Raw genomic sequence first — 12,500 nt, forward strand, 5'->3', positions numbered from 1 at the left:
GCACATGCCGTTCAACGCGACTTCACAGAGCGATCCGCGCTCGGCGAGGGCCGATCGTCGCCTGCCAGTCGGGCGAGGGCCAGGGCGTGCGCCCGGTCGAGGGATTCCGCGGCGGCGCAAGGGACGTCGGGCCGCACACCGGTGCCTTCCCAGTTCGTGCCGGAGACGGGGTTGATGGCGCGGCCGGTGGGGACCGTGGCTTCCAGGTGGGGGTGCACGGTCCACCCCTTGCACGGGTGTGCGCCGCCGCGGGTGGGCTCGCCGACGACAACTGCGCGGCCGAGCTGTTGCAGGTCGTAGGCCAGTTCTTCAGCGGCGGAGAAGGTGCTGTCGCTGGACAGCACATACAACGGTTTGCTGCCGCCGAAACGCGCGCCCGGAACGTGCGGCAGGCTCCAGGACTGCTCGCTGCGCTCGCCGTCGCGCCAGTACATGGTGTTGAGGTGAGTGCGCTCGTCCAAGAGGTAGCTGCAGATGAAGGCGACGGTGTCCGGGTCGCCGCCCCGGTTGCCGCGAAGGTCCACGATCAGCGCCTGGGCGCGGGAGGCCAGGGTGAGCGCGGCGCTCAGCGGTTCGGCGGCCCAGTCCAGCGGAAACAGCATCGGCGCCAGCTCCACCACGGCGATCCCTCCGTCGAGCAACTCCACCCGGGGCGCACCGCCCAGCGAGGTGTCGAAGTCCCGGCGCATGGAGGCGAGGGTGGCCTCCATCTGCTTGGGGGGCACCGGGTCGGCGTGGTGCTTCAGTCTCAGGTGCTGGTCGTTGTTGACCGACTGCAGATCCGCGGTGACCAGACGGGCGAGCTCCTCGGCGCCGTCGACGTCATAGGCGCCCTCGGCCAGGCGTCGTCGCAGCACGCCGGTGAGCTGCTCGGCTATCTCAGGGAAAACGTAGTGCTCGGTCAGCAGCCGCGCTATCTCGTCGATGACAGGGGCAGGCTGCACCTTCGTCAGAGTCGTCATGGGCAGGGAGTACATCACTGTCCTTGAGAAAACGTCAAAGACGTTCGGACACTCTCGGTAAGCGTGATCAGCCTTGCCACGTGCCATCTCCCTGAGGATGTTCCGCTCGGCGATGAGGCGGAGGATGCCGGCGTTCTCTGTGGCTGTACAGCCAAGGCATTGCACAATCGGCAGGCTATGGGCAGCGAAGCCACATGACCAGGGGATAAGAACCCCCACCCGGAATGTCAACCCACCTGTATCCCGCTTCCACGCGTGCTCCCTCGCTTCGATTCATCTTGTCAGACGGATCTTCATCCCAGAGGCATTCGGGTCGGTCTCCGTGATGCTGGGTGCCCCCTCGATCGGTCCATGGCACCTCTCCGGGGACGAGGGCGGTCAGACCGTTGTCCGCCTGGAAGGAACCGCTGACACCTGGCCCGTTCAGCATGGCGTGTCCCTCGGTCAGCGTGAGGTGGACGCTACCAAGTCGTAGGCGGATCGCTACGAGGCTGCCTATAACTAGAGCAAAACCTATCAGAGCGAGACCTATTCCCCTGGAGAGTGTGACCTGGCCTGTCAGCAGGCGGCGCGTTCGTTGATTGAGGGGCATGGGCGAACAGTAGGCGAAAAAGGCGGGCTCTGCCGACATGCCCGCACTACTTCATCTGCCCGATCGTCCCGTCTGTCATCTATAACCCCGGCACGGCCGCTTACCGCAACCCGGCCATTTGATGGGCCGGGGCTGAGGAACGAAGTCCCGGACCTTCGATCGCCCCCCAACCCCGTATGGTGACCAGCCACAGCGCGATCGCAACCTGTAGTGGTGTGACGGCTCACCCATACCTCGGCCACCTACGACCCTTCAATCAAAGCCACCAAGGTGCACACTTGGCTCATGCGGCAGCGGAGGCTTCTCTTCTTCATCCCAGCGGCCACAAGTGCGGTGGCGGCGGCGTTAATGCCCCTGTCGCTGCCGGTGGGACTCGCTCTTTGGGTGCTCACCCTGGCGGTCGCCATGGGCCTGGCTTTCTGGACGCTGCACCATGTGAATGCGGAACGTGATCGACGCGAGCAGGCGCAAGGGAATGCACCCGAGGAGGCTCGGAGCGCCTGGGCGGCGGCGGGTCGTTGGTTGGCGAGGCACTGAGGTACGACGGGGGGCGCCTACGGCGATGCCCCGCGCGGCGCCCCCCAGGCCGCATGCGCGGCGCGGGGACGTCGGCGCGGGGCGTAGTACGGCGGCGCGCCGCCGCTGGATCGCCTGCGGTGCCTCTCCATGAACGGTGATGAAGACGCTCGGACACAGTCAGATCGGGCTGACGATGAACACCTACGCTCACGTCCTGCCCGAGGTCGGGCGTGAGGCCGTCGATGCGGTCGCGAAGAAACTCTTCGGGTGAGCGCAGAAGCGCAAGGGCCGGCTCCCAAGACGGGGTCCGGCCCCGTTGGCTGTAGAGGATGGCTGTAGTGCGGGCCGAAGCAAGGCCCAACACGCCTGTTTTCGCAGGTGGGCCGCCAGGGACTCGAACCCTGAACCTACGGATTAAAAGTCGTCCGAAAATCGTCTACTGATGTTTGCCTATGTCAGCCACACCTACTGACACTGCATGATTTATTGATCATCTTCTACTAGTGTCCACCCACGTCTACGGACGCTGTTAGCGCCCGTGTTAGCAGGGCTGGGAACAGAGTGCCTGCTTGCAAACGGGAGCCAGTCACTACCTGGGAAGCTCCTCGTCCTGTTCCGGCGCGTGGTAATGGGGGTCGGAGTGAGGAGTTGTGCGGCTCTGTTGCTGCACTTCGCTGACGTGACACTCTGGAGCCAGATCGACCGATGGAGCAACCCATGCGTGTCACTGGATGGAACAACGGCAGCCATCGCGCCACTGGTTCTGGCTACGGGCTTCGGATCTTCAAGGTGGACCGGGACCGATTCTTTGACCGCCGCTGGCACAGCGTGTTTCTAGAACTGGAAAACGATCAAGTCGTCAGTGTCCCCGTCACACCATCTTTCTGGCGGCGCTGTGCTGAACTCAGAAGCGGAGAAATTGGCCATTGGCTCATCAAGCAAGACCTGAAGCCGTCCCCCGGAGGCCCCAATGACCCACCAACCTGTCATACCTGTACCCGAGGCTGCCCCCACCCGGCCTCGTCCGCGTGCGCGCTCCGTGAGCGTCGTGCTCGCCATGCTGGCCGCCGTGGTCGCCGGCATCGGGCTGGTCGCCGGCACTGCCGGTGCGGCGACCATCCAGTCCGCAGTTCCCGCAGCGGCCACCCCCACGCCGAGCAGCACTGCGGGCGTCCTGCCGACCCCGAGCACGACGCCGACCACCTGCCCCACGTCGCCGACGGCGCTCATTCCATGGGGGACGGCGAGCCCAGCCGTGGCCAATGGCGACACCCTGCCGCCCACGCCGCACGGCGGGCCGGTCTTCACCGAGTGCGGACCGACCGTCGTGGTCAGCTGGGCGCCCGCCACCGACAACGTCGGCGTGGTCGGCTACTACATCCTGCGCAACATCAACCAGTCCGAACAGTTCTACCGCTACTTCGTGACGGGCACCTCGTTCGCGGTCAGCCACGTTGAGGGGCACGAGGTCTACACGGTCACGGCCGTGGACGCTGCCGGCAACGCCTCCGGACTTGGCCAAGCCACCACGGGATGCTGGTCGGCGTCCTGCCTGCCGCCGTCGCCGTCGCCGTCGCCGTCTGGTGGGTACCCGTACGGCTACCCCGGCCATCAGATGCTGACGGTCAACGGGTCAACCGCCACCGTGAGTTGGGCCGCGGCCGGCAGCGTGCCTGTCGTGAGCTACCTGGTCGGCCACCAGTGGTGGGAGGTCGGCGGGACGGTCCACGCCGAGTTCGTCACCGTTCCGGTCACCACGACCAGCCAGACCCTCAGCATCGCCGCCCCCGGCCTCCACATTTTCTGGGTCAGCGCCCTGGACGCGGCGGGCAACATCTCGCCGGCGCCCAACAGTCTCGACTACGGTGTCCCCGTGCCGAGCCCGACCGTGCTCCCACCCACCAGCTGCACGGTCACCTACACCATTAACAGCCAATGGCCCGGCGGATTCCACACCGACGTGAAGATCCTCAACACCGGCAAGACCACCGTCCACGGCTGGCGGCTCACCTTCACCTTCGCCAACGGCCAGACGATCTCCCAGATCTGGAACGCCGTCCAAGTATCCAACGGCGTGTCCCCCACGGTCGCCCACGCCGACTGGAATCCGGACATCGCGGGCGGGGCCACCGTCTCCTTCGGATTCATCGGCACCTGGACCGGCACCAACTCGCGGCCCGTGGAGTACGCGCTCAACGGGTCGAAATGCTCAGCCGCCTGACCGGCGCAGCGGAGGCGCCGGCGCGCTGATCCGTCGGCTCGACGTCGTGGACACCGGCAACTGATCTGGAACACGAGAAAGCCCAGGTCATCGGCTGATGACCTGGGCTTTCGTGCTGCGCGGCCGGGAGGACTCGAACCCCCAACCTTCTGATCCGTAGGGAAGGGCTGAAGTTGCCCCGGTTGTGTGGACAGATCGGGGTTTGCGGCTACGCGGCAGCGTAGCGGTCTTGTTCGGCGTTGTATCGGCGTTCGTATTCGGCCGGGCTGAGCATGCCCAGGGTCGAGTGGCGGCGGCGGGGGTTGTAGAACCCTTCGATGAAGTCGAAGCAGGCGGCCTTGGCCTGCGCGCGGGTGGCGAAGTGATGCCGGTCGAGCAACTCGGTCTCCAAAGTTGCGAAGAAGCTCTCGGTGACCGCGTTGTCGAAGCAGTCCGCGACCGTCCCGGTCGAGGTCCGGATGCCTGCTGACCTGCACCGTTGACTGAACGACAGCGACGTATACTGCGATCCCTGGTCGCTGTGACGGATCACCCCTGGGGCCGGTCGGCGATTCCAAATCGCCATCTCCAGAGCGTCGATGACCAACTCGGTGCGCATGTGATCGGTCATCGCCCACCCCACGATCCGCCGGGAGAACACATCCAGCACGACCGCCAGATACAGCCATCCCTCGCCGGTCGGCACGTAGGTGATGTCGGCCGTCAAGGTCCGATCCGGTGCCGGAGCGGTGAAGTCCCGCTTCACCAGATCCTCAGCCGGCGTCGCCGCGGGATCGCGGCGGGTCAGCCCGCGCCTGCGGCGCCGATGCACTCCTTCAAGCCGGGCGGCGCGCATCAGCCGGGCCACCCGCTTGCGCCCGATACGCACGCCGTACTCCTGGCGCAGCTCGGCATGGACACGCGGAGAACCGTAGGTTCCCCGGGATCCAGCGTGGATCTTGGTGATCGTGTCCGTCAGGGCCTCGTCCTGCCGGGCCCGATGCGAAGGGCCGCGGCTCTTCCAGGCGTAGTAGCCCTGGCGCGACACACCCACCACCCGGGCCAGAAGGCAGACGCCATAGCGTGTCTTCTCCGCGTCGATCAGCCGGTACTTCATCTCGGCCGATCCGTCTCCCGCGCGAAGAAAACCGCGGCCTTCTTCAGGATCTCCCGCTCTTCCCGCAGCTGACGGACCTCCCGCCGCAGCCGAGCCAGCTCCTGTTTCTCGGCGCTGGTCAGGCCGTCGTCGCGGCGGCCTTCATCGCGGTCGGCCTGGACCACCCAGTTACGAATGGATTGCGCGGTCGGCTCGAACTCCTTGGCCAGTTCCTCCGGCGTCCGGCCGGCGCGGACCAGCTCCACCATCTGCCGCCGGAACTCCGGCGGGTACGGCGGACGTGACATCGGCACTTGTGAACTCCTCCCGGGACACATCGTCCCAAGCGATCAGGTGTCCACAAGACCGGGGCAACATCAAGCTGGTCAATCTGCGCTGGTCGAATGTCGATTTCGGTGGAAAGACGATCACCATTGCCGGGTCGGCCGGCGTCGTGGATGGTGAGCGCATCGAGGGCACCACGAAGAGCGGGCGGATTCGGGTGGTGAGCATCGACGACGAGACCGTTGCCGTCCTCAGGGAGCACCAGGCGCGGCAGGAGGCCGACAAGGCGGCGGCGGGGGAGGAGTGGAGCGGGCCGAAGGATCTCCACGTCTTCACGACGGGCTTCGGGCGGCCGATCTACCCCGACACCGTCACCCAGTTGATCCGGGACCTCGTGAAGGCGCACAACGCCGCACAGCCGTCCGCAGAGCGGCTGCCGTTCGCGCGACTGCATGACCTCCGACATGTCCACGCCACCACGCTCCTGCTGGCCGGCGTCCCGGTACACGTGGTCGCCGCGCGACTCGGGCACGCGGACCCTGCCATCACGCTCAGGGTGTACGCCCATGTGATCCGGTCGGCGGAAGCATCCGCGGCTGATGTCTTCGTGCAGGCGCTGAAGGGGGCGCCGTAGGGCCGCTGTTAGCAAAGGTGTTGGCAAACATCCTCGGACGCATGGCGCTCCGGGGGTGTTTTCGCAGGTGGGCCGCCAGGGACTCGAACCCTGAACCTACGGATTAAAAGTCCGCAGCTCTGCCATTGAGCTAGCGGCCCGGCATGGATTGCAGGGTACTGAGCGTACCGCGCCTCGCGCGACCGCCTACCACCTCTCGCGGGGCGGCAAGGGGCGGTGTGCCGGGCGACGCTGCCTTCACCTACAGGTGGTGCCCTGTCAGGGTAAGGCTCAAGCAGCGGCTTCGGCTCTCGTGGCTTCAGGGCGTCACCAGGGTCGGGCCAGGGGGAATCCCGATGTGCGAAGAGGGGCCCCGAGGGCAGTCTTGAGACATGAACGAGATGAACCTCCACGGTCACTCCACCAAGGAACTCCGCCGCACCCGCGAAGGCAGGATCGTCGCCGGCGTCTGCTCCGGCGCCGCCGAGTTCACCGGCATCGACGCCAACATCCTGCGCCTCGCGCTCGCCGTCGCCACCTTCTTCGGCGGCCTCGGCGTCGGCATCTACGCCGTCGCCTGGCTGCTGATCCCCGAAGAGGGCAAGAACGGTTCGATCGTCCAGGACCTCATCAACAAGCAGAAGAGCGACAGCGGGTCCGCCTGGCACCAGGTCTCCTCGTACTGGCAGCCGTCGCAGACCCCGCAGGACGGCCGCGCGCCGTACGGTGACCAGCCCACCGGCCAGTCGCCCTACACGGCCCCCTCCGCCGCCCAGCCGCAGTCGCAGTCGCCGACGAGCCGGCCGCAGTCGCCGGTGGACGAGCCCCCCGCCACCATCTAGCTCACCTGGGTGCGGACCCTGGTGATTATCTCGGTGCGAGTCTCGGTCCAGAGCATGGCCAGCAGTGCGGCGACGCACAGCCCGGCCGCCCCCGCGAGGGCGACCACCGGCTCTGGGCCGAGTGCCTGCGCGGCGGCGCCTCCGATGAGGATGCCCAAGCCCTGGGCGGCCAGCAGGCCGGACTGCACCAGCCCGAAGGCCTGGCCGCGGCGGCCGGGCGGAACGCATTGCACGAAGGCGGCGTTGGCCGCGAGCTGGTACGCCCCTCCGAGCCCCGCGAGCATCCACAGGACCAGGACGACGGCCAGCGGAGGCCGCGTCGCGCAGCCGATGAGCGGTGCGCAGCTCAGCATGGCCATCCACCCCATGGCGCGCAGGCGCCCGGTGGGGGCCACGAACCGGCTGAACACGAAGGCCCCGATGACCGTGCCGGTCGGCATGGCGGCCATGAGCAGACCGGTGATCAACGTGACCTCTCGAGCATCGTCGCCCAGCGTGACGGCGTACGGCACGGCGATGCCCTCGGGGAGTACGTAGAAGCCGCAGAGCCACGCGAACAACACCAGAGTGCGCAGCCGCCGGTCGCCGAAGACCAGCCGGGCGCCCGATTTGGTCATGGCCCACATGGACGCGTGGACGCCGTCCTCGGGAGCCGGCGGGGGACGCCGGCGCAGCCCGAGCGTGAGGATCAGCCCGGAGGCCAGGAAGGTCGCGGCGTTCAGCGCGAGCCCTTCGTAGGCGCCGATGGCGGCGATCACTCCGGCGCCCGCGGCGAACCCGAGCATCTGGACCACCTGGTTCGTCATGTTCTGCAGTGCCGAGCCGGCGACGTACCGGTCGCCTTCGAGGATCTCGGGCAGCAGCGCGGCGCGCGCGGCCGTGAAGGGCGAGCTGAGCAGGACGACGCAGAACACCAGAACGCACAGCACGGGGAACGGCGTGCTCGGCAGGGCCATCAGACCCACCAGCACCGCTCGCGCCAGGTCGCACACGATCATGATGCGGCGGCGCGCGAACCGGTCGGCGAGCCCGGCCAGCACGGGACCCCCGAGGATGGGCGGGAGGTAGGTCAGGGCGTACACGGCCGCGGTGGCCAGCGGAGACCCCGTCCGGTCGTAGACGAGGAGGGCCAGCGCCACCTGGGCGAGCTGGTCGCCGAGCAAGGACAGGCATTGGCCGAGCCACAGCGCACGGAATTCGCCGATGGCGATGACCTCGCCGTACGTTGCCTGGCTTTCGGGCGAGCGGCGGTGCCGCCCGGGCAGCCGGCTGGGCCTGATGGCCGCCATATGACTCCGGTGGGCTCGCTGGGCCGTTCCTGACAGTCCGTGTTCAGTATGTCACCTACGGTGCCCGGTCCGCCGCTCGTTTCGCAAGCCCGATGGCGGCACCAAGGGCCGTGACCAGCCCGTCCTCGTGCGCTACGTCCGGATGACGTCAGGTATGGGATGGACGGCGGCATCCCGGGGCGACGGGTACGCGGCAGACATCGAGAGTGGCCGGGCGCCCTTGGCGCCGGCGGATCCGCGCTGTGACGGGACGAGAACCGGGCTTCAGGCAGGGGAGGGGGCTACCAGCCCAGCTCGTGCAGACGGTCATCGTCGATCCCGAAATGGTGGGCGATCTCGTGGACCACGGTGATCTGCACCTCTTCCACGACCTCGTCCTCTGTCTCGCAGATTTCGCAGATCGGGTTGCGGTAGATCTCGATGCGGTCCGGGAGGACTCCCGCATACCAGTCGCCCCGTTCGGTCAGGGGGATGCCGGTGTACAGCCCGAGCAGCCCCGGCTCGGGCGGATCGTCGACGACGACCATGACGACGTTCTCCATGACCTGGGCCAGCTCGGGCGGGATCGTGTCCAGCGCCTCGGCCACGAGCTCCTCGAACTTCTCCCGCGAAACCTCCACCACCGGTCAATCGTGTCATTGGTGTGGGACGTCGCGTAACCACGATCAGCCGTCTTGACTGGCGCCGACACGCGGGCTGACTCGTCGTGGCTATGAGTGGGGCCGGGTTTTCGGGTAGGCAAGACGGCGATGAATCTGATGCGCTGGAAGGCGACCGCTCAGCGGCTGAACGAACGGCGCGCCGTGCGCCGCAGTGTGAACGCCCTGCTCATCGCCGTCGTCGCGCTGGCGGGGGCATGGCTCGGCCTCGCGATCGGCGCCCATGTCCGCACCGCCGTGGGCCCCGCGGAGATCGGGATGAGCCTGCGGCCCTCGTGGGGCGGCCAGACGGTCGTGGACATCCGTCCCCTCGGCACCCTGCGCTTCGACTCCCATAACGGGCCCATCCAGCTCGGTCTGAGCCTGGACGGCATCCGCGCGGACGTGGCGCAGCGGCTCCTGGAGAGTCCGCGCTGGGCGGAGACCCTTCCGGACCTGATCGAGGCGGACCTTCAGGAGGGCCTGCGCGAGCTGGTGATCAGGGCCACGCTGTTCGCGGTGGCAGGAGGGGCGCTCGCGGGGCTCATCGTGTTCCGCCATTGGCGCAGCGCTTTGTGGACGGGTCTGGGCAGCCTGGTGGCGATGGGACTCGTCGCGCTGCTTGCGGTGCTGACCTTCAACCCCCGGTCCATCGCCGAGCCGCGCTACACCGGCCTGCTCACCGGTGTCCCCTCGCTCATCGGCAGCGCCGAGTCGATCGTCACCCGCTTCTCGGAGTACAGGACGCAGCTCGCCAAGCTGGTGACCAACGTCTCGCAGCTCTACCACGCGGGCACCACCCTGCCGGTGTACTCGCCGGACCCCAACACGTTGCGCGTTCTGCATGTCTCGGACATCCATCTCAATCCCGTCGCCTGGAGCACGATCCGCTCGCTGAAGGATGAGTTCAAGATCAATATGGTTCTGGACACGGGCGACATCGCCGACCACGGGACCAAGGCCGAGAACAAGTTCGTCGAGGAGATCGGCGAACTCGGAGTCCCGTACGTCTACGTGCGCGGCAACCACGACTCCATCGGCACGCAGCACGCCGTCGCCCAGCAGAAGAACGCCGTCGTCCTGGACGGCGGTGAGAAGACCGTGGAGGGCCTGCGGATCTACGGGGTGGGCGACCCGCGGTTCACTCCCGACAAGTCGGTCGACGTCAAGTCGGACGCCCAGCTGCTCACGGATCTCGGGCGCTTCCACGCCGAGCGGCTGACCTCCCCCGCGAACGCCGCGCCCACCGGCAGGAAGCCGCCGCACGCGGCGGCCAGACCGTCCCGGTCCTCCGGCCACGGCTCCCCGTCCCCGTCCAGGCGGCCCTCGCCGTCCCCTTCCCCCTCTCCCTCTCCGGCGGCGACCAGGGGGCCCGCTGGGACCGACGCCGCCAAGAAGATCACCGTCGATCTCGTCGCCGTACACGACCCCACCATCGGACGGGCCTTCAGCGGGGCCGTCCCCCTCGTCCTGGCCGGCCACGTGCACGAACGCTCCACCGAGATGCTCAAGTCCGGTACTCGGCTCATGATCCAGGGCTCGACCGGCGCCGCGGGCCTGCGCGGGCTGGAACATGACGAGCCCACGCCCATCCAGGCGTCCGTGCTCTACTTCGACAGGAAGACCCATCGCCTCCAGGCCTGGGACGACGTCACGCTCGGCGGCTTCGGAGAGCAATGGGTGCAGATTCAACGTAACGTCGAGCCCGAGCCTGGACGTACAATTCTTCCAGAGCCGCTCGTCGCCTCGTCGCCAGCGAAGCCGGTCGACTCCACCGCGACACCATCCAGAAGATGACCACTTTGGCATCTGGGGCGCAGTCCCCTATGCTTCAGGAGTCCCCGACGGAAGGCGTCACGGATCCAGGGCGAGAGTCCTGAGCCCCCATCGTCTAGCGGCCTAGGACACCGCCCTTTCAAGGCGGCGGCACGGGTTCGAATCCCGTTGGGGGCACGCGCGAGCACGGCTCGCCAGAACGACGGAGGTCGAAGATCTCCGAAGAGCTGGTAGGCTAAGCGAGCGCAAAGGCCGAGAGCCACAAGCTCCCGGTGACAAGCAAGGCAAGCAAGGTCCTGTAGAGCAGTTTGGAGTGCTCGCCACCCTGTCAAGGTGGAGGTCGCGGGTTCAAGTCCCGTCAGGACCGCTCTGGTAGGTGTCATCTCACCACCGGGTCAGGTAGCTCAGTCGGTACGAGCGTCCGCCTGAAAAGCGGAAGGTCGGCGGTTCGACCCCGCCCCTGACCACACATCCAGAACAGCCAAAACGCCCCGAGCATCCGTGCTACGGGGCGTTTTTGATCTCCAGTGACAGCGACACTGACAGCAACGGCTCTGTGAGAACCGAGTCGGCTCTAGGCGGCTCTCACAAGGTCCGCTCTCGCACCGCCACTCCCTGTGGCACGACGCCCTCTCCAAGATCTGGCAGGCCTCACAGCCCGCCGGCGGTTCGCAAGGAGAGCGGTATCCACCGTTCGGTGGATTTTCTGGTCAGCATCATTCGCGGTTGATCATGGCTGGCAGGTCGATTCGCCGCGAAGGCGAGCACAAGATGCTTGAGCCATGGCAGTCATCGAAGTCACAGACCTCCGCAAGAGGTACGCAGATCTGACAGTTCTGGACGGCGTGTCGTTCTCCGTGGAGGAGGGCGAGATCTTCGGCATCCTCGGCCCGAACGGCACCGGTAAGACGACCACCGTGGAGTCTGTGGAGGGCCTGCGACGCCCGGACAGTGGGTCGATCAAGGTCCTTGGGCTCGACCCGTTCGAGGACGGGCCCAAGGTCCGTGAGCTGATCGGGGTGCAGCTCCAGCAGACCCAACTGCCGGAGAACCTGAAGGTATGGGAGGCGCTCGATCTGTATGCCTCCTTCTACGCCAAGCCCCATGACTGGCGGGAACTGCTGGAGGAGTGGGGGCTGGCCGACAAGCGCAACGCCCGCTTCGGGAAGCTGTCGGGCGGTCAGAAGCAGCGCCTGTTCATCGCGCTGGCGCTGGTGGGCAACCCGCGGGTGGCCTTCCTGGACGAGCTAACCACGGGCCTGGACCCGCAGGCCCGCCGTGCCACCTGGGAGCTGATCAAGCAGGTCCGGGCGAGCGGCGTGACCGTGGTGTTGGTCAGCCACTTCATGGACGAGGTCGAGGAGTTGTGCGACCGCGTCGCGGTGTTCAACCACGGCAAGGTCGTGGCGGTCGACAGTCCGGCCGGGCTGGTCGGCGGAGAGCACCGGATGCGGTTCACGCTGATGGCGGGCGACATGGTCGGCCTGGAAGGGCTGCCAGGGGTGACCGGTGTGTCCAGGGAGGGGGACCGGGTGGTCGTCTCGGGCAGGGGCGACTTCGCCACGGCGGTCACCGCGCATCTGGCCCGCCACCAGGTCCTGGTCAGTGATCTCCGCCTCGACAGGCGCACTCTGGAAGACGCGTTCACCGCCCTGACCGGCCGGTCCTTCGGCTGAGGAAGCAGATCA

General features: G+C 67.3%; 10 protein-coding genes and 4 tRNA genes. 9 read left to right on the top strand and 5 right to left on the bottom strand.

Annotation, left to right across the window (positions count from 1 at the left end):
* Positions 1 to 11: 11 nt before the first annotated feature.
* Positions 12 to 962: a S41 family peptidase gene (locus ACFQSB_RS17885; RefSeq protein ID WP_380827701.1), complete on the bottom strand. Its 951-nt coding sequence runs from the start codon at positions 960 to 962 to the stop codon at positions 12 to 14.
* A gap of 1,268 nt (positions 963 to 2,230) precedes the next feature.
* Between ACFQSB_RS17885 and ACFQSB_RS17890 the strand changes: the two genes are divergently transcribed.
* Together ACFQSB_RS17890 and ACFQSB_RS17895 are read left to right on the top strand one after the other, a co-directional pair.
* On the top strand, positions 2,231 to 2,344 hold the full coding sequence (locus ACFQSB_RS17890) for an integrase (protein WP_380827704.1): 114 nt from the start codon (positions 2,231 to 2,233) through the stop codon (positions 2,342 to 2,344).
* Between the two features lie 768 nt (positions 2,345 to 3,112).
* A complete protein-coding gene (locus ACFQSB_RS17895; RefSeq protein ID WP_380827707.1) occupies positions 3,113 to 4,294 on the top strand; it encodes a cellulose binding domain-containing protein in 1,182 nt (393 codons plus the stop codon).
* Positions 4,295 to 4,502: 208 nt separating this feature from the next.
* Here ACFQSB_RS17895 and ACFQSB_RS17900 read toward each other — a convergent pair.
* Positions 4,503 to 5,683, bottom strand: a protein-coding gene (locus ACFQSB_RS17900; protein WP_380827709.1) for an IS3 family transposase whose coding sequence is annotated in 2 segments (ribosomal slippage) — positions 4,503 to 5,425 and positions 5,425 to 5,683 — 1,182 coding nt in all. Because the reading frame shifts where the segments join, the coding sequence is not laid out codon by codon here.
* A 2-nt stretch (positions 5,684 to 5,685) separates the two neighbouring features.
* On the opposite strand from ACFQSB_RS17900, the gene ACFQSB_RS17905 reads away from it, so the two are divergent.
* Positions 5,686 to 6,288 (top strand): tyrosine-type recombinase/integrase, encoded by a 603-nt coding sequence (locus ACFQSB_RS17905; RefSeq protein WP_380827711.1) that lies wholly within the window; start codon positions 5,686 to 5,688, stop codon positions 6,286 to 6,288.
* A 68-nt stretch (positions 6,289 to 6,356) separates the two neighbouring features.
* Here ACFQSB_RS17905 and ACFQSB_RS17910 read toward each other — a convergent pair.
* A tRNA-Lys gene (locus ACFQSB_RS17910) sits at positions 6,357 to 6,428 on the bottom strand.
* Between the two features lie 231 nt (positions 6,429 to 6,659).
* On the opposite strand from ACFQSB_RS17910, the gene ACFQSB_RS17915 reads away from it, so the two are divergent.
* Positions 6,660 to 7,109 (top strand): PspC domain-containing protein, encoded by a 450-nt coding sequence (locus ACFQSB_RS17915; protein WP_380827712.1) that lies wholly within the window; start codon positions 6,660 to 6,662, stop codon positions 7,107 to 7,109.
* On the opposite strand, the gene ACFQSB_RS17920 is transcribed toward ACFQSB_RS17915, so the two are convergent.
* Both ACFQSB_RS17920 and ACFQSB_RS17925 read right to left on the bottom strand, forming a co-directional pair.
* Complete coding sequence (locus ACFQSB_RS17920; RefSeq protein WP_354925339.1) at positions 7,106 to 8,398, bottom strand: MFS transporter; 1,293 nt, start codon at positions 8,396 to 8,398, stop codon at positions 7,106 to 7,108. The two genes, ACFQSB_RS17915 and ACFQSB_RS17920, sit on opposite strands and share 4 nt — an antisense overlap.
* 281 nt (positions 8,399 to 8,679) lie before the next feature.
* Complete coding sequence (locus ACFQSB_RS17925) at positions 8,680 to 9,021, bottom strand: metallopeptidase family protein (RefSeq protein WP_354844539.1); 342 nt, start codon at positions 9,019 to 9,021, stop codon at positions 8,680 to 8,682.
* 126 nt (positions 9,022 to 9,147) lie between these two features.
* Here ACFQSB_RS17925 and ACFQSB_RS17930 point away from each other — a divergent pair, with 126 nt between their 5' ends.
* From ACFQSB_RS17930 to ACFQSB_RS17950, 5 genes are all read left to right on the top strand, one after another.
* The gene (locus tag ACFQSB_RS17930; RefSeq protein WP_380827715.1) at positions 9,148 to 10,833 is read left to right on the top strand and encodes a metallophosphoesterase family protein; all 1,686 of its coding nucleotides are present in this window, start codon (positions 9,148 to 9,150) and stop codon (positions 10,831 to 10,833) included.
* 83 nt (positions 10,834 to 10,916) lie between these two features.
* Positions 10,917 to 10,989 (top strand) — tRNA-Glu (locus ACFQSB_RS17935).
* A gap of 115 nt (positions 10,990 to 11,104) precedes the next feature.
* A tRNA-Asp gene (locus tag ACFQSB_RS17940) sits at positions 11,105 to 11,179 on the top strand.
* Positions 11,180 to 11,205: 26 nt separating this feature from the next.
* Positions 11,206 to 11,279: transfer RNA gene (locus ACFQSB_RS17945), tRNA-Phe, on the top strand.
* Positions 11,280 to 11,594: 315 nt separating this feature from the next.
* On the top strand, positions 11,595 to 12,488 hold the full coding sequence (locus ACFQSB_RS17950) for an ABC transporter ATP-binding protein (protein WP_380827717.1): 894 nt from the start codon (positions 11,595 to 11,597) through the stop codon (positions 12,486 to 12,488).
* Positions 12,489 to 12,500 lie beyond the last annotated feature (12 nt).

Source organism: Sphaerisporangium rhizosphaerae (genome assembly GCF_042665155.1).
Classification (GTDB): domain Bacteria; phylum Actinomycetota; class Actinomycetes; order Streptosporangiales; family Streptosporangiaceae; genus Sphaerisporangium; species Sphaerisporangium rhizosphaerae.

Excerpts from the sequence above, each read along its gene's own strand:
- ACFQSB_RS17885 (WP_380827701.1), bottom strand. The coding sequence starts at position 962 with ATGACGACTCTGACGAAGGTGCAGCCTGCCCCTGTCATCGACGAGATA.
- ACFQSB_RS17890 (WP_380827704.1), top strand. The coding sequence starts at position 2,231 with ATGAAGACGCTCGGACACAGTCAGATCGGGCTGACGATGAACACCTAC.
- ACFQSB_RS17915 (WP_380827712.1), top strand. The coding sequence starts at position 6,660 with ATGAACGAGATGAACCTCCACGGTCACTCCACCAAGGAACTCCGCCGC.
- ACFQSB_RS17920 (WP_354925339.1), bottom strand. The coding sequence starts at position 8,398 with ATGGCGGCCATCAGGCCCAGCCGGCTGCCCGGGCGGCACCGCCGCTCG.
- ACFQSB_RS17930 (WP_380827715.1), top strand. The coding sequence starts at position 9,148 with ATGAATCTGATGCGCTGGAAGGCGACCGCTCAGCGGCTGAACGAACGG.
- ACFQSB_RS17950 (WP_380827717.1), top strand. The coding sequence starts at position 11,595 with ATGGCAGTCATCGAAGTCACAGACCTCCGCAAGAGGTACGCAGATCTG.